The sequence below is a fragment of the Paenibacillus sp. J31P316 genome, assembly GCF_056269105.1.
Map to the genome: position 1 here is coordinate 725819 of NZ_JBWDNI010000003.1, position 23442 is coordinate 749260.

Consider the following 23442-nt stretch of genomic DNA (forward strand, 5'->3'; position numbering starts at 1 on the left):
ATGATCATCGATGGCGGCACCAGCCACTAAAATGCACAAACGTTTCCGTTCGCCGGGCGACATCATTTTTGATACCGTCAATATCGTGCTCCTGATCGCGTTGACCGTCGTCACGCTGTATCCGTTCGTGAACACCTTGGCCGTCTCGATCAACGACGCCAACGATTCCATCCGCGGGGGCATCTACCTGTGGCCGAGAGTATTCAGCTTCGGCAACTATGAATATGTGTTCAAAGAAGCGACGATTTACCATGCTACGATGATCTCCGTGCTGCGGACGATTATCGGCACGGTCGTCACCGTGCTCAGCTCGGCGATGGTCGCTTATACGATCAGCCGGCCTGAATTCGTGCTTCGCAAATTCGTGACGATCATGTTCGTGCTGACCATGTATTTGAACGGAGGCCTCATCCCGAATTACTTGCTGGTCCGCGACCTGCATCTAATCGGCAGCTTCTGGGTGTACGTGATACCGGGCATTGTCGGCGTATTCAATATGATCGTCATTCGCTCGTTTATCGAAGGCTTGCCGGAAGGCATACTCGAATCCGCGCGGATCGACGGCGCGGGGGAATTCCGGATCTTCATGCAGATCGTGCTGCCGCTCGCCATGCCCGCGCTCGCCACGGTCGCGCTGTTTACCGGCGTGTATCAATGGAACTCCTGGTTCGATGTCTTCCTCTATAACTCGCAAAATATCAACCTGAGCACGCTGCAGTACGAGCTGATGAAGCTGCTTGCCAATTCCAATTCGAACTCGTCGATGTCCGCTTCGTCCGCTTTCGCGAACAGCGCCAACGCCAACGCGAACTTCGTGACGCCGACCTCGATCCGCGCGACGATGACGATCGTGGCCAGCCTGCCGATGATCATCGTCTATCCGTTCCTGCAGAAGTATTTCGTCAAGGGGATGACGGTCGGCGGGGTCAAAGGCTGAGCATGGTAGGTGTGAGAAAGAGTGAAAGAGTGAAAGAGTGAGAGAGTGAGAGAGTGGAAGAGTGGAAGAGTGAAAGAGTGAAAGAGTGAAAGAAATGAGTGAGCGAATCGAAACAAAGGGCAGTTCCTAAGTCATCAGACTTGGGGACTGCCCTTTCAGATTGTAGAGAAACCGATCGTTTTTCGGTATGGTTGGTTTTTACTGGTTACCGGTTCAAAATCGGGTTGAAGTCCGATTGAACTCTCAATAGACCTCCTTCTCAGGCGGATGAAACCGTCGCCGGGAGAAAATAAATGCAAAAATGCATTTATTTTCGGCTAATCGGGCAAATCGCCTAGAATAACTGTAAATGTGCACTTAATTTTAGCTTCGGAGCACTTATAAGCCTGGTTTTCGGAAAATAAGTGCAGATACGCACTTATTTCGTTCGTTGTGTTCAAAAGAGCTGAAATAAGTGCAGATACGCACTTATTTCGTTCGTTGTGTTCAAAAGAGCTGAAATAAGTGCAGATAGGTGCACCCCGTTCGCTTGGACTTTCTCGACATTGTAAAGGGGCCGTTCCCTCAGTCATCTGACTTAGGAACGGCCCCTTCGTTATGTCTGCATTCAGTTACTGGTTGCCTCGTTTGGCAGGTCGAGCATCAAGCCTGACGGCGGCGGTTTGCCGGCATCTCGTTCGCTTCTTGCGCTTTCAGCTTGGCCAGCAGCTTGTCGCCCTCGACGTCGAGGTTCGGCAGCATGCGATCCAGCCATTTCGGCAGCCACCAGGCCTTATCGCCGAAGATGGCCATGACGGCAGGGACTAATGCCATGCGGACAATGAACGCGTCGATCAGAATGCCTGCGGCCAGCGCGAAGCCGATCTGTTTGATCATCACATCCGGCGCGAAGATAAACCCGGCAAAGACGGATACCATGATGACGGCTGCGGCGACGACCACGCGGCTGGCTTGATCATACCCGTGAACGACGCTTTCCGTTCCGCGATGGCCATGGACGTAAGACTCGCGCATGGAGCTGACCAGGAAGACCTGGTAATCCATCGCCAGTCCGTAGAGAATGCCGGTTACCATGATAGGCATGAAGCTGAGCAGCGGACCGCCCGTGTCGAAGCCGAATAACGAATGGAGCCATCCCCATTGATAGACGGCCGTCGTGATGCCGAAAGTGGCGATAATGCTAAGCAGGAACCCGATCGTGGCTTTAATCGGAACGATGATCGAACGGAACACGAGCAGCAAAATAATAATCGATAGAATGACGATAATGCCGACATAGAGCGGGAACGCATCGGCCAGCTTCGCGGACATATCGATGTTGATCGCGGTGAAGCCGGTAACGCCGATCTTGACGCCGTTCTCCTTCGCCATGCTCGAATCGGAAGCTCTTAGATCATGGACGAGATTCTTGGTCGCTTCGTCCGTCGGGCCTGTCTTCGGAATGAGACTGATGATGGCCATGTCGCCGGTTTTGTTGATGCCCATAGGCGTAACCAGCGCTACGTTCTCATGCTTCTGAAGCTCTTGCGTCAGATTGTTCAGCGTTTCCGGCGTCACCTTCCCGGAAGCGTCCTTCGGCTCGGCAACCAGGAGCAGCGTGCCGTTGAAGCCCTCGCCGAAACCGCCCGAGATCGCATCGTAGCTCTGGCGCTGCGTCGTATCCAGGTTGGCGGTCGCGCCGGATGGAATGCCGAGCTCCATCTTGAGCACGGGAATCGCCGCTGCGCCCAGGATGATAATGACGCCGATCACGATGAGGAAGCGGGATTTGATGACTCCGGTAACCCAGCGGTGAGCAAAGCCATGCCGGGCGGTATTCTTAGTCGCGGCGTTCTTCAGGCGTGCTTTCTTCGAACAGATGCGTTCCCCTACCAGGCCAAGCAAGGCCGGCAGCAGCGTCAAGGCAAGCAGCACATTGACGAATACGGCAGCCGCGGCAACCAGCGCCATGGCGGACAGGAATTCAATGCCGATGACAAGCATGCCGCACAGGGCGATAATAACCGTTAATCCCGCAAAAAACACGGCGCTTCCGGCGGTTCCGATCGCTCTGCTCACCGCTTCGCGCGCGCTCAATCCTTGATCGAGCATCATGCGGCGTTGGCGGTTGACGATGAACAGGGAGTAGTCGATACCGACCGCAAGCCCGACCATGAGGGCCAGCGCGGGCGTGATGTCGGTCATCGGGATGAATTTGGAGAACGCAAACGCGCCTCCGACGCTGATCCCGACGCCCAGAAGCGCGGTCAAGAGCGGCAGGCCTGCGGCAACGACCGAGCCGAGCGTGATAAACAGCACGACGGCGGCGACGACGAGACCGATTCCTTCGGTCGAGCCCAAGGCGGGCTTGGTCGACAGCGAGTCGCTTGGAAGAACGGTAACGCCCGCTTGTTCAACGGTGTTCGCGGCTGCGATGACGGCATCCGGAACGGATTCGGGCAGCGACATTTGCTGCACCGTGAATTGGAATTGGAACAGGGCGACGCTGCCGTCGGATGCAATCATCACGCCGGGCACGGGTGCGCCGTTCACCATCATCGGACCATAGGGAGGCGCTTCGCCTGCGGATGGTTGCGCGTCATTCGTTCCTTGTGAGTCGCCTTGCGAGGCGGCGTTCGTTTGCGCTGCATCGTTTGCTTGAGCAGCGTCGTTCCCTTGCGCGGCATCCGTGGCAGAAGCACCGGCCTCCGCAGCCAATTTGGCGGGATTGATCACATAGTCGAGGTTGTAGACGTCGTTGACGGCTTTGCTGATCGCGTCGAGACGCGCCGGCGTATCGAGGCGTTCTCCCTTCGGTACCGTAAATACGATGCTGGCTTGTCCGCCTGAAGCTTCCGGCAGCTCTTGCGCCAACTGATCTAACACCTTCTGCGATTCCGTACCCTCGATTTTCATTTCGGAGCCGGTATGAATCCCGTTCACCCCGATCAGAGAGAGCACAACGCCGAGGATTACGACCCAGCTGACGATAAAATACCAGGGCTTGTCATAAGAGGACTTGCCGATCTTGTACAAGAATGTCGACATACGTGATGATTCTCCTTTATATACGATAATAATGTGATGACAACAGCTAGAAGCCGTTGCGCAAGTAACCGAACATGGTGTCTAAGTAGTCATCGAGGGGCACCGCATCCTCGGAATCGGCGGCCGGCTGACCTGGAAGAAGCACGTTCATGCTGCCGTCGAGCAGAGGCAGGACAGCTCCGTAAACAGCACCGGCGAGAAGGTGGGTATACCCGGCGGGGTAGCGTCCATGAGATACATCGTCCAACGTCTCTTGAGCCGAGGTTTGCAAACCGCGGAACGCGCTGAGGATATAAGGCTCCAGCGCATTGCTCTGCTTCGATAGGGATACGAGCTGACGCAGCTTCACGAGATGCTCGGCCGTCAGCTGCAGCTTCATCAGCTGGTGCAGCGTATCGAGCGGGGAGATGTCGCCGCTCAGCCCTTCGATCCAAACTTTCACTTCTTCGGAGCCTTTGAAAATCACGGCCGCCGTCGCTACCGCTTCTTCCTTGCAGGAGAAGTGGTTGGCGAACGTTCGTCTGGAATAACCGGCTCTCAGCACGATATCATCGACGACGAAGCTGTCCATGCCGCGCTCCAGCGCAAGCTCGAAGGCCGCATTGGCGAGTGCATCCGCGGTCGCTTCCCGTTTCTTGTCACGCAAGCTTTGTTTGTTCATTGCAAGTCGCCTATGCGTTCGCCTCATTTCATTAGCATGGGAATCGGAATTCAAGTGTCGCATAACAGGTTGTAATTATATTATTGCCCAATGGGCAACGATGCACAATGGGCAACGTTTTACGGAATTGTGACGGTTGGCGCTTTTGTCCGCCCGCAGCCGCTCGACCGCCCGAGGTTTAACATCAGGAGCAAAAAGTGATAATTTAGAGAATACCGGTTTATTCAGGCAGGGGAAAGGGAGAGCCATCATGATTCAGTCCTATTGCAAGGTGCTCATCGTCGACGATGAGCTGTTGGCCCGGCAGGGTATCAAGCATCTGTTCGATTGGGAGAGCGAGGGGTTCATGGTCGTCGGCGAAGCGGCGAACGGCAAGGAAGCGTTGGCGCTGATTCAAACGCTGCAGCCGCATATCGTCATTACGGACATCGTCATGCCGGTCATGGACGGCGAAGAGCTGGCCCGCCATATCAAGGCGGGTTATCCGGAGATCGAGATCGTCGTGCTGAGCAGCTTCAGCGAATTCGAATATGTTCGTTCGACGTTCCAAAGCGGCGCGGCGGATTATATCCTCAAGCCAAAGCTGGACGCCGGCCATCTGCTGGCGATCTTGAAGAAAATCGCCGCGGGCATTCCTTCGCTGCAAGGCTTAGGCGGCTCGAGCGCCAGCGCGAGATCGCTTCGAACCGTGCTGGACAAGCTGATCGCAGGCTTTGTCCTTAACGAAGAGGACGAAACCGTATGCAAGGAACGGTTTCCGTATGCTTCGTACGCGCTGCTCGCTCTCGAGCGGGATGAGCCCGGCGTACGGAGAGACATGCCGGCTCCGCATCCGCCCAATGCTGCCGCATCCGCCTCGCCGTCGCTCATGCATGCCTCGCAGATGCTTCACTTGGCCGAATCCCGACTCCGCGCGTTTTCAGAAGACACGCCGATCGTCTTTTCCTCCGATCTTCCGCAGGATGACGGGCATGTCAGGCTGCTGCTTAATTTCGACATTTCCTTTGAAGCGGCCATGATGGCGCACTTCAACCAGCTGGGGGAGGAGCTCGAGGCGGATTGCTTGCCGCTCCGCGCCGCGCTCAGCCCGACCTTTCATCATCTAGCCGAATTAAGCAAAGCCTATCATGCCGATGTGCCCAAATTGCTGGAAAACCGTTTTTTTCAACCGCATAAACGCGTATTTATGGAGCTTCATGCGAACGCTGACCGCGAGGCGGCCGCCTTCGACATGGCGGCTTTCAACCGGGAGTTGAACGAGCAGTCGTTTGCCCACGCGTTCGGCCGCCTGCGCCTGTTCCTTACTACGCTGCCAGCTTCGCCGGCCATGAGCATTCAGGAATGCAAATCATTCCTCGGTCATCAGGTCTTCGCGATTATCCTGGCGCTGCTGCGATTCGAATATCCGGCCGCCAAGTTGGATGAGCGAAAATACGATTACTTCCGAAGCATCCATGAGGCGAGGGACATCGAAGAGGCGGAGCGTATTCTGCTGCAGTTTTTGGAGGAAGCCGAGACTTGCGTCGCGGATCGTAGCCGGCCTTCCGGCAGCCAGTCGATGCAGAAGCTGCTGACCTATGTTCAGGAGCATTACGCCGAGCCGCTGAGCCTCGCGGACATGGCCGCCCATTTTCATTTCAACCCGTCCTATCTGTCCAATTATTTCACTTCCCATAATAAGGAAGGCTTCAGCGAGCACGTCAATCGCGTACGGATCGAGAAGGCGTGCGAGCTGTTAAGAAGCAGCGACGTAACGATATCCGAAGTCAGCAGTCAAGTGGGTTATTCGGATCACAGCTATTTTACGAAGGTATTCCGCAAGCTGAAGGGGATATCGCCGAGCCAGTACCGGCGGAACGCCGAGGATGGAAGGGGCGAGAGATGAAGCTCACGTGGAGGCAAGGAACGCAGTCCAGCTTGTTCGGTAAAATCTTCGTCGTGATGGTGATCAGCACCATCGCGGTCGCCGCCATGACGTCCTGGATGACGGTGAAAGTATCGCAGAATCTGTTCCTGAACACGTTCAGCATTACGAATTCCAAAATCATTCAGCAAATCAAACGGAACTTCGAGACGTTCAATTATTCCGTCGTTACGGCATCCAACGACGTCATGCAGAGCGGGACGATCAAGAACTTCCTGACGGAGACGAACGGCAGCTCTCTGGCCGACGTGCAAGCCTATTACAAGATGAAAGAGCAGATGAAGCACATTCTGAACGGCTTGGATCTGAGCGAGGTCGGAACCGTCGTTCTCGGAATGGGAGACCGGAGTTATTTCAGCGACCGTAATTACTGGCTTTCCTCCGCGGCGAAGCTGCAGAGCGACGCGATTACGGCGATGACGGTGAAAGAGGCGCCGAGACTATCCTATCATTTTCTGCGTGATCAGAAAGGAACGGCCGGAGATCCGATTATCGTGGCGACGCGGGCGCTCGTGTCCCGTTCCACGAAGGAGATGTACGGGCTGCTCTATTTTATGATTCGGGAGCCTGATTTCCAGCAATTTTATTCGAATTTCACGAGCACGGGCAACGACGTCATCATTATGGATCCTACGGGACTCATCATCTCCAGCAACCGGCAGGGGCTGATCGGGCAGCGTTCCGCGGATATGCTCGCGCGCGCGGAGGAGATCGAGAAGAAGCAGCTGAAGTCCAGCACGATCAAGAACGAGTCGGCCAACGTGCTCATGCTTTCGGAGTACTTGCCTGCCTGCGACTTCTATATCGTTAACCTCGTCGATAAGAAGCTGGTCGACAACATGCTGCCGGTGACATGGATTACCTTGATTTGCGCGGGGATAATATCGGCGGCGCTCCTGGCGCTGTTCCTCATTACTCGCAGACTGACGCGGTCGCTGCGCATGCTCGTCAGGCAGATGTCGAGCGTAACGAAGCGCAACTTTCACAATTACATCGCCATTACGGGCAGCTACGAGACGCGCGAGCTCGGAACGGCCTTCAATTACATGCTCGACGAGCTGAACAATTATATTCTTCAGCTCGTCGCGACGCAGCGGGAGCAGCGCAATGCCGAGCTTGCGGCGCTGCAGCGGCAGATCAATCCGCATTTTCTGTACAACACGCTCGCATCCGTTAATTTCCTCGTGCAGCGCGGCGATAACGCGAAGGCGACGGAGACCATGCATGCTCTCATATCGCTGCTTCAGAATTCCATCAGCAACGTGGAGGAGACGATCTCCGTCGGGCAGGAGGTCATCAATCTCAAGCACTACGTATTCATCAACCAGGTGCGCTACGGAACCGGCATCGCGGTCGACTATTTCATCTCGCCGGATTGTCTGGAGGCCCGCCTGCCGAAGCTGATCCTGCAGCCCTTCATGGAGAATGCCTTCTTTCACGGCTTCAAGGAGAGGGGGACGGGCTATATCTATGTCATCATCTCGCGCGACGGAGATACGCTGCGCTGCGAGGTCGTAGACAACGGCGACGGCATGAACCTGGAAGGCGAGGAGGACAAGCTGCCGGATTCGAACCGCAACCGCCATCTGTTCACGGGCATCGGCATCCGTAACGTTCATGCCCGAATTCTCCTCCTGTACGGCAAGGATTACGGGCTGACCATTCAGAGCCGTCCCGGAGAAGGGACGCGGATCATGGTACGGCTGCCTTTTCTCGTCGAGGAAACGCCGGCAGGCTGAAGCTTAGCCAATGCGAAAGCCAAAGATAATGCTAAACCCAATAGAAGTACCAGCCTCCTATGTTTGCATGCGTTTGCAACTTGCAAGAATATGACCAATCTATCTCAAATTCGTCATAACGTGCGGGTTAAAGGGAATGATAAGCTTTGGTTACGCAAAGCAAGCAAACGCTTTCGCATCACGAACAAGGGGGATTTAACGATGAAAAAGCTGATCTTTATCATGATCGCGGCGGTGCTCGTACTGACCGCATGCGGCAGCAAGTCGAACAACGCGAACGACAATGCCGCGAACAACGGCAGCAGCGGGGGCGGCAGCAAAGAAGTCACGGTTTGGGCATGGGATCCGAACTTTAACATCGCGGCCATGAAGCTGGCCAAAGATGCCTATGCAGCCGAAAATCCGGACGTCAAGGTGAATGTCATCGAATACGCGCAAGCGGATATCATTCAGAAGCTGAATACGGGCCTGAACTCGGGCACGACGAGCGGCCTGCCGAACGTGGTTCTGATCGAAGACTACCGGGCGCAAAGTTTCTTGAAGGCCTACCCGGACAGCTTCTACAAAATGTCCGATCTGATCAAGTCGAGCGACTTCGCGGATTACAAAATCGCATCCACGAGCCTTGACGGCGTGCAGTACGGCGTGCCTTTCGATTCCGGCGTAACGGGTCTCTACGTGCGTACGGATTACTTGAAAGACGCGGGCTATTCCGTAGCGGACATCACGAACGTGGATTGGGACAAGTTCATCGAGATCGGCAAAGCGGTAAAAGCGAAAACCGGCAAATTCATGCTGACGCAGGATCCGAACGATCTGGGCTTGATCCGCATGATGATTCAATCCGCCGGCTCTTGGTACCTGAAGTCCGACGGCACGACGCCGGACCTGAAGGATAACGCGGCGCTGAAGGATGCGCTCACGACCTACAAGAAGCTGATGACGGCCGATATCGTCAAAGTCACGTCCGACTGGAGCCAATTCCTGGCCGGCTTCAACAGCGGCGATGTCGCATCGGTTCCGACAGGCAACTGGATCTCGCCTTCCGTGAAGGCTGAAGCCACACAATCCGGCAAATGGGCAGTCGTTCCGATGCCGAAGCTGAAAAACACGGCAAGCTCCGTCAATGCATCCAACCTCGGCGGCAGCTCGTGGTATGTCCTGAATATCGACGGCAAAGAAGCGGCAGCCGAATTCCTCGCGAAAACGATGGGTTCCGACGTCGAGCTGTATCAAAAGATGGTTCAACAAATCGGGGTCATCGGTACGCTGAAGAGCGCGGCGGAAGGCGAAGCGTATAAAGCGGCGGACGAGTTCTTCGGCGGCCAAAAAACGGTTGCCGATTTCGCGGCTTGGACGCAGAAAATTCCGCAAGTCAATTACGGCATGCACACGTACGCGATCGAAGACATCCTGGTTCCCGAAGTGCAGAACTACATGAGCGGCTCGGACCTGGACAAGGTGCTTGCGAACGCGCAATCCCAAGCGGAGTCCCAGCTTAAATAGCAGTCTCCCGTGCAAGCATACCGTCCTTGGAGGACGGTATGCTTGCATCAGTCTGCTTGCGGATAAAGAGAGGAGTGGAGTGAATTGAGAAACGCATCTGTCGCGCGCAGCCGACTGCAACCGAGATGGACGGGCTGGCTGTTTATTTCCATAGCGGTCATTTTGATCTGCGCCTTTTATTTCTACCCGATGATCCAAGCGCTTCTGCTCTCGTTCAAGACGGGCACGGGAGCACAGATTCATTACACGGGCTTCGATAATTACGAGCGGCTGTTCAGCGATAAAGTATTCAAGACCGCGCTGAAGAACACGTTCCTGTTCCTGATCATTCAGGTGCCGGTCATGATCGTGCTGGCCTTGTTTATTTCCGTCTTGCTGAACGACAGCAAACTGAAGTTCAAGGGCTTCTTCCGAACGGCGATCTTCCTGCCCTGCGTTACCTCGCTGGTTGCGTATTCGGTCGTGTTCAAATATTTGTTCGGCAATGACGGACTGATCAACAAGCTATTCCTCAATCTTCATCTCATTCACGATCCGATCCAATGGATCACGGATCCCTTCTGGGCGAAGATTACGATTATTATCGCGATTACGTGGCGCTGGACGGGCTACAACATGATTTTCTATTTGTCGGCTTTGCAGAACATCGATAATTCGATTTACGAGGCGGCCCGCATCGACGGCGCTTCGCCGATCAGGCAATTTTTCAAGATTACCGTGCCTTTGCTGAAACCGATCATTCTGTTCACCTCCATCACATCCACCATCGGCACGCTGCAGTTGTTCGATGAGGTCGTGAACATTACCAAGGGCGGACCGGGCAACGCGACGATGTCCATCTCCCAATATATCTATAACCTCTCGTTCAAATACACGCCGGATTTCGGCTATGCCGCGACCGTGTCGTATTCGATCGTCGTCCTGATCATTTTGCTTTCCTTCATTCAGTTCAAAGCGGCAGGTGATAATAAATGAAGATGTTCAAACGATCTCCCATCTATATCTTCCTGATCATTGCGGCCGGGGTCTCGATCTTCCCGTTCTTGTGGATCATCTCCAGCGCGACGAACAAGTCCATCGACGTATCCAACGGCAGATTGATGCCCGGCTCGCATTTGCTCGATAACTTCCGCCATCTGACGGAGCAGGTCGAGCTTGGCCAAGCCATGTGGAACTCGGCGAAAATCTCGGTAACGACGACGGTTCTGGCGCTCCTCGTCGCTTCGCTCGCCGGCTACGGCTTCGAAATTTACCGCAGCAAGGCGAAGGATGTCGTGTTCACTATTCTGCTTCTGTCGATGATGATTCCGTTCGCGGCGATCATGGTGCCGCTGTTCCAGATGTTCGCCAAGTTCTCCGGCGTCCTGCCCGTGATCGGCGTGGACACGGCGGCTTCCGTCATCCTGCCGACGTTCACGACGGCGTTCCTCATCTTCTACTTCAGGCAAAGCTCGAAGATGTTCCCGAAGGAGATGCTGGAGGCCGGCCGTATCGACGGCTTATCCGAGCTCGGCCTGTTCTTCCGGATTTACGTGCCGACGATGAGAACAAGCTACGCTGCCGGAGCGATCATTACGTTCATGTCCAGCTGGAATAACTACTTGTGGCCGCTCGTCGTGCTGCAATCGCCGGAGAAGCGGACGATTCCGCTGTTGATCTCGAATTTAGGTTCCAGCTATTCCCCGGATTACGGTATCATTATGACAGCGATTGTCATTTCAACGCTGCCTACGGCGCTTGTCTTCTTCTTGATGCAGAAGCATTTCGTTGCGGGAATGGTTGGATCGATTAAATAATAACGATTATGATTCGGTGAAAGGCGTGACCTACGGTCAAAATGAGTCTCCGATCGCTGTTGTAGTTCTGATTCCACTGAATCAATAAGTGAGTAGAGGTTGGAATCTGACTACAAAGGCGAACGCTTAAGGTGATTGGTTTGCATTTGCCGACGGATGTCGGGGAATGCAGCATTCACCTGCGCTTCTCCGACTTCATTTTGACCTTCGGTCACTTGTTCACCTCCATAAAATTCGTTATTCAAAATCGTTATTTAAGAAGCAGCAAAAGGAGCGTTAACATCATGACAACGAAGTCGCCGACCGTAGAATGGCTCAGTGATGTGGCCGTATTCCGCGTGAATCGGCTGGATGCCCATTCCGATCACCGGTACTACCGGACCTTGGAAGCAGCCAAGGCCAAAGCGCCGATGGACATGCGCCGCAGCTTGAACGGGAGCTGGAAATTCCACTACGCCCTGAACGTGCAGGACCGACCCGCTTCGTTCTTCGAGACGGCCTACAGCTGCGACGGGTGGAGCGATATTCAAGTACCGGGACATATTCAATTGCAAGGCTGGGGCAGCCCGCAGTACGTGAATACGATGTACCCGTGGGATGGCCTTGATGGGGTCAGACCACCTCATATTCCGGAGGCTAATCCGGTCGGAAGCTACGTGAAAAACTTCGAGGTGCCTGCTTCGATGACGGACGGGCCTGTCTACATTTCCTTTCAAGGCGTCGAATCGGCCTTCTACGTATGGCTGAACGGCGCGTTCGTCGGTTATAGCGAGGACAGCTTTACGCCGGCTGAATTCGATCTGACGCCTTATATCAAGCCGGGCTCGAACAAGCTGGCGGTCGAGGTATTCCAGCGGAGCACGGGAAGCTGGCTGGAGGATCAGGATTTTTGGCGTTTCTCGGGTATTTTCCGCGAGGTCTACCTCTATACGGTTCCGAAGCTTCATGTCTGGGATCTGTCTGTTCGCGGTGAGTTGGACACTACTTATTCGCAAGGCAGCGTGAAGGTCGATCTTCGGCTTGGGACGAACGGGAGCGGAAGCGTCGATGGGACAGCCGCCAAGTCGGCTGCGCGGTTCGAGCTGCTGGACGCGGAAGGACGGACAGTCGTTACGGGTCAGCATGATATTGAAGGCAGCGAGCTTGCTATTGTTCTTGAGGCGGGTGAGGTGCATTCTTGGAGCGCGGAGCAGCCTTATTTGTATAAGCTCGTCATCTCGATTGTCGGCGAGCAGGGGGAATTGATCGAGGCCATCGTGCAGCAGGTCGGTTTCCGCCGCTTCGAATTGATCGATAAGCTGATGTGCCTGAACGGCAAACGGATCGTGTTCAAGGGCGTTAATCGCCATGAGTTCAACTGCCGCAACGGACGCGCGATCGGCGAGGCGGACATGCTGCGGGATATTGCGATTATGAAACAGAACAATATCAACGCGGTACGCACCTCCCATTATCCGAACCAGACGTTATGGTACGAGCTGTGCGATGAATACGGTCTCTACGTCATCGACGAGATGAACCTCGAATCGCATGGATCGTGGCAGAAAATGAGCGTCGTGGAGCCTTCGTGGAACGTACCGGGCAATCTGCCGGAGTGGGAACCGATCGTGATGGACCGCGCGATCTCGATGCTGGAGCGGGACAAGAACCATCCGTCCATTCTGATTTGGTCATGCGGCAACGAAGCGTATGCCGGGGAAGTCATTTTGAACGTATCGAACTACTTCCGTCAGGCCGATCCTGGCCGGTTGGTTCATTACGAAGGCGTGTTCCATAACCGGGCTTACAATGACACAAGTGACATGGAAAGCCGGATGTACGCCAAGCCTGCCGATATCGAGGCTTACTTGAACGAATCGCCCGAGAAGCCTTATATCAGCTGCGAATACATGCACGCCATGGGCAACTCCGTCGGCGGCATGCACAAATACACGGAGCTGGAGAACCGGTACCCGATGTATCAAGGCGGCTTCATCTGGGACTTCATCGATCAGTCGCTCGTTAAGAAGAATCGCTACGGACAGGAATACCTGGCCTACGGCGGGGATTTCGATGACCGGCCGACCGATTACAGCTTCTGCGGCAACGGCATCGTCTATGCCGACCGCGAAGTCACGCCGAAGATGCAGGAAGTGAAATTCCTGTACCAGGATTACAAGCTCTTCCCGGGCAGGGACGGCGTGAGAATCGTGAATGAAAGCTTGTTCGCAGGCACGGATCATCTGTCGCTTACGTATCGTCTGCTCCTCGATGGCCGGGAAATCTTCCGCGGTCAAGCGGACGCCGACGTGCTGGCACAGTCGGAAGCTTTCGTGCCGTTCGCGCTTCCTGAAGGCGAGCAGGCAGCGGGTGAATATGCCATCGAGACCAGTTTGGTCTTGAAGCAGGATACGCTGTGGGCACCGGCTGGACACGAAATCGCGTTCGGCCAAGAGGTTTACCGGATCGAGCCAGCTGCAGCCGCACCGGTACCGAACGGTACGCTGCGTGTCGTCGAAGGCGACGTGAACATCGGCGTGACCGGAGACGGCTGGGCAGTCCTGTTCTCGAAGCAGGCGCGCTCGCTCGTATCGCTGCGCTACGGCGGCCGCGAGATGATCGCGGTTCCTCCGGCTCCGCTTTTCTGGCGGGCAACGACGGACAACGACAAGGGCTATTCGCTCGGCTATGAGGGCGGCGTATGGTACGCGGCCAGCTTGGCTCGCAATTGCACGGGTATCGAGCTGCGCCACGAGGAGCATACGGCGACCGTCGTCTTCGCTTACGAATTCCGTACCTGTCCCGGCGTGAAAGTCGATATCGCCTATACCGTCTATGCGGACGGAAGCGTTCAGGTTCGTACCGACTATACCGGCGCCGCCGGCTTGCCGGAGCTGCCGATCTTCGCCGTCTCGTTCAAGACGAGCGCGGATTATGATCAAACGTCTTGGTATGCGATGGGGCCGGAAGAGAATTACGCGGACCGTAAGCACGGCGCGCGTCTCGGCACTTTCGAGCGCCAGGTGAAGGAGCTTCCTTCCCGCTATCTCGTGCCGCAGGAATCGGGCAATCGTACGGGCGTAAGGCGCGTGACGCTAAGTAATCCGCAAGGACAAGGGATGACGATCGACGCTTCGCTCAGCCCCGTGGAATGCAATATCTCGCCGTATACGGCGATGGAGCTCGAGCATGCAGCCCATGTCTGGGAGCTGCCGGATGTGCACTATTCGGTCGTCACCGTAGCCGGACGCCAGATGGGCGTCGGCGGCGACGACAGCTGGGGCGCGCCGGTGCATCCGGAATACCGCGTCCCATCCGACCAAGACCTGTCGTTTACGTTTACGCTTCGTCCGTATACGAAGTAGCGGCATCACGTCAACCATCAATTTAAAGCATAATATCAGAAAGCCGTACCCGGTAGTCAGTGCCGGGTACGGCTTTTTTGGTGTTTGGCGCAGGTGCCGGGGACCACGCCAGTTATTGGCTGCGCCCGGCCGCTGTCATTGCTCTAGATGGTTCCGGCACTTCGCAGGGGCGGCTGTTTTCTGTGGAATGTAATCAAGTGAAATCCTGCAGCTAAACCCACTAATACATGCAACAGATAAGGGAGATGTCCCGCAAGCCTGTCATGAACCTGTGCGAGGTGGTCGATGATAAGGAAACTCCAAGTCAGTTGATACACCAGATTCCCAAGCAAGATGAAGCTAACTATTTTCCGTTGGGCATGTTCCTTCGAACATAAGACGATCCCGAAGAAGAGCTGAACAAGACACCAAATCATCGCGATCGGCGCTGGATCTAAACCCCAAAGGCATGCCAGTACAGGTGGGAAGTACATCAGGCCCATGCCTACGGTCAAGAATCCGACGAATCGGCGTAACGTATGCTGAATAACGCATTCTCCTTCATAAGACCTCCTAGGGAGCAGGCCTATTTATTCTAGGTTTGCATCATAATGGAGGTTTTATTCTGCGCGCGGATACGAACTATTCTTATTCATGTGCAACATTCTTTATCATCGTTAGTGCGGTTCATATTCTTTCCAACGCGCGAAGCAATAGCGGTTGTCAGAAAAAGGTGAAACAAGGATGTTTATGGAATACCTATTCATAAACGTTGGAGGGGTGCCGCATGCTTCGAATCAAGGACGCGAAATGGATGTACACGATATTTCCGAAGCTGGTCGTCGCTTTTCTCCTGCTCGTTACGCCATTGTACGGCATCGGTCTGATCATTAATAAACAAGGGGAGACGAGCGTACGGAACGAGGTGTCCGATTCGCTTCAATCCCGGGTGAAATTTTACGTGAACTCGCTGGAAACGGAGAAGGCGCATATGCTCGGGCTGCTGGATCAGCTGGCGGTGGACAAGAACCTGAGCCACTTGACGTTCGTGGGCCAGTTCATGAAGATCAACGAATGGTCGGAATCCGTGCTGGCGCTCGAAAACAAACTCCAAATGATCAAAGCCTCAAGTATCTATATCAAAGCCGTCGAGGTTCATATGCTGACGCAGAATCGGACGATCTCGACCGAAGCTTCCATAACGGACAACCGCTTGTCGGACGAGTATGAAGCCATCGCTCCGAATTACAGCGCGCCGAATCGCGCATTCATCTCCTGGAAGGATCGGTTGTTTCTGAGCTTGCCGTTCCCGACCTCGCCGAAGAAAGTCCAGCCCTCGTTCGCCATTCAATTGGAACTGAATCTGACGACGCTGCGAGATGCGCTCGATCATTTTACCGATTACGAGAATTCAGGCGCCATGTTCATTAATTTGAAGCAGGGATGGGTGGTGAATAACTTCGGGGACATGCCCCAGCTGCCTTATATCAAGGATTACTTAGCCCGTCAGGCCGTCAATCAAACGGAGGGGACGGTGAGTCTGAAGATGGGCGGAAAGCCTTTCTTGGTCTCCTATAAATATTCGGAAGAATTGGACAGTTATCTGATCGTCTACGTGCCGCAGGAGCAGCTGTTCGGCAAGATCGACAACTACAAAGAGCTGCTGTGGCTGCTGTCTCTCTTGTCCGTCGTCGTCATCCTGATCTATTCGTCCTGGATTTACCGCATGATCCATCGGCCGCTCAATAAGTTGATCCGCCACTTCCGCAAGCTGGAGGAGGGGCAGTGGGAGCATATCCGCATGCCTCGCAGCAGGGACGAATTTACCGATTTGATGCACCATTACAACGCGATGGTCGACAGGCTGAAGGTCATGTTCCATGAGGTCGTCGAACAGAAGACAAGGGCGCAGGCATCGGAGCTGAAGCAGCTGCAATCGCAGATCAATCCGCATTTTCTGTACAACACGTACTTCATCCTGTACCGATTGGCGAAAGCGGGGCAGATCGATACGTTGATCCGGTTCTGCCAATACCTTGGGGAATATTTTCAGTACATTACGCGGAGCGGAGCCGATCAGGTCGAGCTGGAAAGCGAGATCAAGCATGCCCAGACGTATGTCGAAATTCAAAATATCCGGTTCTTTAATCGCATCGACGTCGAGTTTGCACCGCTTCCTGACAGCTGGCGGCAGGTGACCGTGCCTCGGTTGATCGTGCAGCCCGTAATCGAGAATGCGTACAAGCACGGCTTGGAGAAGAAGCGTGCCAATTGCCGAATCGCCATCGATTTCAAGCAAGAGGGCAAGCGGCTCCAAATGATCGTCGAGGATAACGGCGAATCGCTGCTGGACGAGGATCTCGAACGGCTGCAGAGGGACCTGTTGAATCAAGATCATCTGCTCATCGAGCATACCGGCTTGTTGAATATCCATCGACGGCTGCGGATCATGTTCGGTGATGGAGCGGGCATCGAGGTCGCTCGGGGACAGATGGGAGGGCTGCAGGTGAAAATCTGCATGGAAGCGACGCTGGCCTACTCGAATTCGAATCCAGATAAGGAGGACGAAGATGTACAGACTATTGATCGTTGACGATGAACCGATCATTGTGGAAGGGCTGTTCTATCTCTTTCAAGATCACGACGGGTTTCCCTTGGAAGTCTACCGTGCCTACGACGGGGAGGAAGCGTACGAGATTGCCCAGCGAATCCGCATCGACATCCTGCTCACGGATATCGAGATGCCCGGCTTGAACGGCATCGAGCTTAACCGCCGCGTTCATCGGCTATGGCCGGATTGCCGGACGATTTTCTTAAGCGGTTACATTGATTTCGGTTATGTTCAAGCGTCGCTGCGCGGCGGTGCGCTGGATTATGTATTGAAGACGGAAGGCGACGAAGCCATCATCGCCGTCGTAGAGAAAGCGATCCATCAGATTACCGAGCAGCTGCAGGCGGAGCAGTTGATCTCGAACGCCGAGAAGCAGGTATCCGCGGCCAAGCCGCTCCTTCGCAAGGAGTATTTGCTGGAGCTGCTGTCGGGGGAGCAGTCGACGGAAGCCGCGCGTCGGCAGCAATTCGCTTCTCTGCATATTCCGCTGCAGGCGGACCAGCCGGTATTCCTGGTTGCCGGCCGCATCGATTATTGGCGCACTGGCATCCTCCAGAAGGACAAGACGCTGTATATGTATTCCGTGAACAATATATTCGAAGAATTCGTCTCGCACAGCTATCATATCGTGCATCTTCAGTACGCGTCCGATCGGATGCTGTGGCTCGTTCAGCTAAGGCGTCCGGACGCGGATAACGGAGAAGCCATGGATGCCGGACATGCCTATCGCTATTTGCTCGAAACGATGGAGTCCATCCAATCCGCCTGCGGCAATTATCTGTCCTTGTCCTGTTCGTTCGTGGTGAGCAGCCAAGCCTACGGATGGGATGAGATTCCCGCGAGATTCGAGCGGATCGCGCTGCTCTTCAGCCGGGGCTTGGGACTCGGGAATGAGATGATCCTCTCCGATCATCATTTATTGTCGGGGGAGAGCAAGCAGGAGCGAACGAAAGTAAAACGGATCCATCTGCTGGGCCAGTATTTGGAACGCAAAGAACCGGATAAGTTCTATTCGCTGTACGATGAGATCATGCAGGAGATTTTTGACCGGCCCTCGGTCCAGTCGAGCGTCGCGCTTGAGATCTTCTATTCGCTCACGGCAATCTTTATCGCGTATTTGAATGAGAGGGACCTGTTGCAGCGCGTATCGAGCGAGATCAACGTCAATCCGCTGCTATCCTTCCAGGAGCACGCCTCCCTGCAGGACATGTCCGTCTTCTTCCGCCAGCTGGCCGAGAAGCTATTCGACCAAGGCAAGGACGAAAATGCGCAAATTACGAATGAAGTCGTTCGGCTCGTGCGATCGTTCATCGGGGACAATCTCTCGAAGGACCTCTCCCTGGAACGGCTGGCGCAAGTGGTGCATTTGGCGCCGTTCTATCTGTCGCGCTTGTACAAGCAGCAAACCGGGCAGACCATATCGGAGTATATCGGTGAAATCAAAATCGCCCGCGCCAAGCAGCTGTTAACCCATTCGGCGATGAAAATTCACGAGGTCGGTTCGGAGATCGGATACGACACCTCTTCCTACTTTACGCGCTTCTTCAAAAACGCGACGACGTTTACGCCGCAGGAGTTTCGGGACATGCAAAAGTAGACATGGGAAGATAAGGAAAGTTATCAGAATCCTGTATCGTGGCGATTCGGTAGGCTCTTATAATTGGAGATGAAAGAAAGCGCTTTATCTATATAAGGGAGGTTCACTATCGAATGCGGAAGAAACCAGTCAAGACGCTGACACTCGGTATTCTGACCACGTTATTGTTGGCATCGGCATGCTCGAACGGCAATAACGGCAACGATGGCAATACCGCGAATACCGGCAATGCCGGCACCAAATCAGATACGCCTGCCGTTTCCGACAACGCGGGCGCGGACGCGAACAAGCCGGCTTCGGGAATGGAAGAAGGGCCGTTCGGCAAATACGACCCGCCGATTACGATGACGACCGTCCGCTCGCTCCCCGACGTAGAAGAGTACCGCAAGGGCGAATCGCTGGATGACAACCTCTGGACGAAAGACTTCTCGTCAATTCTCGGCATTAACGTCGTGAACAAATGGAAAGTGAATAACAAACAATACAACAACAAAATTACGGTATCCATGATCTCCGGGGATATGCCGGATTTCTATCAAGTAGACAGCAAGCAGCTCCAACAAATCGTCGATGCGGGGCAAGCGGCCGATTTGACGGAAATCTACGATAAATATGCTTCGGATGTCACGAAGCAGTCGTTCGAAGAGTTTGGCGGCATTAAGCTGCAAGGCTCCACGTTCGACGGCAAGCTTATGGCACTGCCGCTCAACGGCGGGATGCCGGGCGCGGCGCAGATGATCTGGATTCGCGCGGACTGGCTGAAGAACCTGGGCCTGGAGCCGCCGAAAACGATGGACGACGTCAACAAAATCGCTCTGGCCTTCACGAAGGACGATCCCGATCAGAACGGCAAGAACGATACGATCGGCCTCAACCTGATGAAGGATTTGTTCGGCGGCTGGGCCGGGATCGACGGTTACTTGAACGGCTATCATGCGTATGCCTTTAATCCGGCGAATGCTTCGGGCACGGAGCTCATTATTCGCAAGGACGCGGACGGCAAGCCGGTACTTGGCGATACATTGCCGGAGGTCAAGACCGCGCTCGGCCATCTGCGAGACCTCTATGCCGCGGGCGCGATCAATAAAGAGTTCAGCGTGCTCGACGCCAGCAAAGCCGGCGATTTGGCAACGACGAATAAAGTAGGGATGGCGTACGGCGAGTTCTGGGTAGGAACCTGGCCGATCAACAACATGAAGAAAGAAGATCCGAAGGTCGATTGGAAGCCGTATCCGATCGTATCCTCCGACGATCAACAGGTTCATCCGACGGGACGGGGCGACGTTCCGACAAGCTTCATCGTGGTCAACAAGAATTCCAAGCACCCTGAAGCGGCGATGAAGATTCTCAACTACTTCCACGAGAAAGTAAGCGGACCGAACAAGGACGAGAATTACCACCAGGTCAAAGAAGGGGACAAAAACTATCAAGTATTTGGTTTGTCGCCGATCGTCGGCCCCGGCTTCAGCAACACGAACCAGACGGACAACGATTTGATCCAGGATGCGCTGAAGACGGGCGACGAGTCCAAGCTGACGCCTTCCGCCATGGTTTACTATAAAGGCATCAAAGAGTACCAGGGCGGCAACATGGAGATGTGGTTCTGGAACGCGCTCTTCGGCCCGGGCGGCGCCTACACGATCACGAACGGCTACGACAAGAATTCCCCTCCGGTCACAAGCGAATATATGGGGCAGCCGACGCTGTCGATGGTCAGCAAAGGGCCGATTCTGAGAGACTTGGAGATCAAAGTATTCACGGAAATCATCAACGGAACGCGGCCTTTGGACGATTTCGACACGGCCTTCGTCGCGGAATGGAATAAGCAGGGCGGACAGGATATTTTGAACGAGATCGCCGAGAGCGGAAGATTGAAATAATACGGATTGCAGTCAGCCGGGGATAGAGAGGCACTCTATCCCTTTCTTATTAGGAGGAGCAGCAATGGGCAATAAAAAGTGGAGATTGGAGCGGCCGCTTCACATCATGATTCTGCCGGGACTCCTATTCGTACTGATCTTCAGCTATGCGCCGATGGCGGGGCTGATCATCGCGTTCGAGGATTTTATTCCGACCCCGGACAAAGGCATGTTCGGCTCGCATTGGGTCGGTTTGGAGCATTTCAAGTATGTATACGGCCTTCCGCAAACCCGGGCCGTCGTCATCAATACGCTCTATATCTCGTTCATGAAGATCGTTGCGGGGCTGGTCGTCCCGATCACGACGGCAATTCTGCTCAATGAAATACGCAAGCAATTTTTCAAGCGGGCTATTCAAACGATCATCTATTTACCGCATTTCTTGTCATGGGTTATTCTAAGCGGCATCCTCATCGATATCCTGTCTCCGAGCAGCGGGATTCTGAATCAAGGGCTGGGCTACTTGTTCGGCGTGAAACCGATATTTTTCCTTGGCAGTCAAAGCTGGTTTCCGTACGTCATGGTCACGACCGATGTATGGAAGGAATTCGGGTTCGGCACGATCATCTATCTGGCCGCCCTGACGTCGATTAATCCGATGCTGTACGAAGCGGCTGTCATCGACGGCGCGAATCGTTGGAAGCAAACGCTGCATATTACGATTCCCGGCATGTTCCCCGTCATCGTCCTCATGATGACGCTTGCCATCGGCAACATACTCAATGCCGGCTTCGATCAAATCTTCAATATGTATAATCCTTCCGTCTACGAGACGGGCGATATTCTGGATACCTACGTCTATCGGCTCGCATTCGTGAATGCGCAGTTAAGCGTCGCGACGGCCGTCGGCTTATTCAAATCCATTATTTCGTTCCTCCTGATTTCCATTTCGTATATCATCGCGTACAGATTTGCGAATTATCGTATCTTCTAGCCTGCGAATAGGAGAATGCTGTCATGGTCCAGCACAAGTCGGCTTTACAACGAGCGGTTTATGTAGGCATTTACAGCCTGCTTACGCTCGTAGCGCTGTTATGTATCTTGCCGTTGATTAATGTTCTCGCCCTGTCGTTCAGTTCCAACGATGCGATTCAAGCGGATAAGGTAACCTTCTGGCCGGTCGAGTTCTCGACCAAGGCGTACCATTTCGTCGCCCAGAAGAAAGCATTCCTCTTATCCATCTGGGTGTCCATCAAGCGGGTCGGGCTGGGCTTGCTGATTAACATGGTGCTTACCGTGCTCGTCGCATATCCGTTGTCCAAGGAATCGTCGCATTTTCGTTTGCGGACGCTGTATGCCTGGATCTTCGTCTTTACGATGCTGTTCTCCGGCGGACTCGTTCCGACCTATCTCATCGTGAAAAACCTGGGCATGCTCGACACCTTGTGGGCGCTCGTGCTGCCGGGGGCCGTGCCGATCTTCAACGTGATTCTCATGCTGAATTTCTTCCGGGCGCTGCCCAAGGAATTAATGGAGGCTTCGTTCATCGACGGCTGCGGACATTGGAAGCTGCTTTGGAAAGTCATCCTGCCGTTGTCGACGCCTTCGATCGCTACAGTAGGTCTGTTCACGATCGTTGGCCATTGGAACGAATGGTTTGCGGGCATTATTTATATGAATGATTCGATCCATTACCCGCTGGCCAGTTATCTGCAGACGATTGTCGTGAACCTGGATATTTCGAAAATCGCCAACATTGACGATGCGACTTATCTCCAAAGCTTGAATGACCGGGCCGTTCGCGCGGCGCAAATCTTCCTGGGTGCGCTGCCGATCTTCTGCGTGTATCCGTTTCTGCAGCGGTATTTCATGTCGGGGATCGTGCTTGGAAGCGTGAAGGAGTAAGGGGCTGCGGTGGAATAAGGGAAGGGGCAGAGGGGCTTTCTCGTAAGTCATCCTAGAGATGACGATGGGGGGCCCTTTTTGTATACCAAGGTCAAGAAAGTCGGGAGAAGCTTCGCCTTCAATGGACGGATCGGCGAGAGAAGCCGATTCGTACTAGCGAGAAAAAGACTAATCGTCATCGAATTATATGGGAATAAGTCTAATCGTCATCGAGCTAACGGTTGTGAGCGTGGCTAACTTGCTCCATATGCCCATTTTTTATGGGTAACGGTTGCCAGGAAGCTTAAGTGGAGGTTTTTCGAGAAAATCGGCCGCTATGCACCACATAACGGCGCCCACAAGCGTTAGAGTTTCTATCGCCCTATTTTTCGTGAATTAGCAACGCTGGCAACCGTTAAGCTTCCGTCCGAATTCAGATTGCGTGCTTTGCTCGGAGAAGGGAGCACTATCAGCGTTTGCGCGCTTTAATACGGATCGACATCCAGCATAATGCGCATCTTTTAGTTCATTTCTCCTCCAAATCTCCCCCTGCGCTCTTCGCAATAGGGAAATTTGGA

14 protein-coding genes are annotated in these 23442 nt (G+C 54.3%); 12 read left to right on the forward strand and 2 right to left on the reverse strand.

All coding sequences use genetic code 11. The features are described from left to right. Nucleotides 1-10: 10 nt before the first annotated feature. A complete protein-coding gene (locus AC0YNU_RS14165) occupies nucleotides 11-937 on the forward strand; it encodes a carbohydrate ABC transporter permease (RefSeq protein ID WP_475757487.1) in 927 nt (308 codons plus the stop codon). Nucleotides 938-1579: 642 nt separating this feature from the next. On the opposite strand, the gene AC0YNU_RS14170 is transcribed toward AC0YNU_RS14165, so the two are convergent. Together AC0YNU_RS14170 and AC0YNU_RS14175 are read right to left on the reverse strand one after the other, a co-directional pair. Then, nucleotides 1580-3964 (reverse strand): MMPL family transporter, encoded by a 2385-nt coding sequence (locus AC0YNU_RS14170; protein WP_475757489.1) that lies wholly within the window; start codon nucleotides 3962-3964, stop codon nucleotides 1580-1582. A 46-nt stretch (nucleotides 3965-4010) separates the two neighbouring features. Next, entirely contained in the window at nucleotides 4011-4625 is a 615-nt protein-coding gene (locus AC0YNU_RS14175) for a TetR/AcrR family transcriptional regulator (protein ID WP_475757491.1), read from the reverse strand. Between the two features lie 250 nt (nucleotides 4626-4875). Between AC0YNU_RS14175 and AC0YNU_RS14180 the strand changes: the two genes are divergently transcribed. The 11 genes from AC0YNU_RS14180 (at nucleotide 4876) to AC0YNU_RS14230 (ending at nucleotide 22885) form a co-directional block, all read left to right on the forward strand. After that, nucleotides 4876-6510, forward strand: coding sequence for a response regulator (locus AC0YNU_RS14180; RefSeq protein ID WP_475757493.1), 1635 nt, complete (start codon nucleotides 4876-4878; stop codon nucleotides 6508-6510). Further along, on the forward strand, nucleotides 6507-8288 hold the full coding sequence (locus AC0YNU_RS14185) for a sensor histidine kinase (protein WP_475757495.1): 1782 nt from the start codon (nucleotides 6507-6509) through the stop codon (nucleotides 8286-8288). The genes AC0YNU_RS14180 and AC0YNU_RS14185 overlap by 4 nt, the downstream gene beginning before the upstream one ends. Before the next feature lie 201 nt (nucleotides 8289-8489). Next, the gene (locus AC0YNU_RS14190; protein WP_475757498.1) at nucleotides 8490-9794 is read left to right on the forward strand and encodes an ABC transporter substrate-binding protein; all 1305 of its coding nucleotides are present in this window, start codon (nucleotides 8490-8492) and stop codon (nucleotides 9792-9794) included. Nucleotides 9795-9878: 84 nt separating this feature from the next. Then, nucleotides 9879-10769 (forward strand): carbohydrate ABC transporter permease, encoded by an 891-nt coding sequence (locus tag AC0YNU_RS14195; RefSeq protein WP_475757500.1) that lies wholly within the window; start codon nucleotides 9879-9881, stop codon nucleotides 10767-10769. Then, entirely contained in the window at nucleotides 10766-11590 is an 825-nt protein-coding gene (locus tag AC0YNU_RS14200; protein ID WP_475757502.1) for a carbohydrate ABC transporter permease, read from the forward strand. The genes AC0YNU_RS14195 and AC0YNU_RS14200 overlap by 4 nt, the downstream gene beginning before the upstream one ends. Before the next feature lie 284 nt (nucleotides 11591-11874). After that, the gene (gene lacZ, locus AC0YNU_RS14205; RefSeq protein ID WP_475757504.1) at nucleotides 11875-14934 is read left to right on the forward strand and encodes a beta-galactosidase, LacZ type; all 3060 of its coding nucleotides are present in this window, start codon (nucleotides 11875-11877) and stop codon (nucleotides 14932-14934) included. A gap of 766 nt (nucleotides 14935-15700) precedes the next feature. Beyond that, nucleotides 15701-17506: a sensor histidine kinase gene (locus tag AC0YNU_RS14210; protein WP_475757506.1), complete on the forward strand. Its 1806-nt coding sequence runs from the start codon at nucleotides 15701-15703 to the stop codon at nucleotides 17504-17506. Further along, nucleotides 17484-19121 carry a response regulator gene (locus AC0YNU_RS14215; RefSeq protein ID WP_475757508.1) on the forward strand — a complete coding sequence of 546 codons (1638 nt, stop codon included), beginning with the start codon at nucleotides 17484-17486 and terminating at the stop codon, nucleotides 19119-19121. Before AC0YNU_RS14210 ends, AC0YNU_RS14215 begins: the two co-directional genes overlap by 23 nt. Before the next feature lie 113 nt (nucleotides 19122-19234). Then, entirely contained in the window at nucleotides 19235-21001 is a 1767-nt protein-coding gene (locus tag AC0YNU_RS14220) for an extracellular solute-binding protein (RefSeq protein ID WP_475757510.1), read from the forward strand. Between the two features lie 64 nt (nucleotides 21002-21065). After that, nucleotides 21066-21974: an ABC transporter permease gene (locus AC0YNU_RS14225; RefSeq protein ID WP_475757512.1), complete on the forward strand. Its 909-nt coding sequence runs from the start codon at nucleotides 21066-21068 to the stop codon at nucleotides 21972-21974. 23 nt (nucleotides 21975-21997) lie between these two features. After that, nucleotides 21998-22885, forward strand: coding sequence for a carbohydrate ABC transporter permease (locus AC0YNU_RS14230; RefSeq protein ID WP_475757514.1), 888 nt, complete (start codon nucleotides 21998-22000; stop codon nucleotides 22883-22885). The last annotated feature ends 557 nt before the right edge of the window (nucleotides 22886-23442 follow it).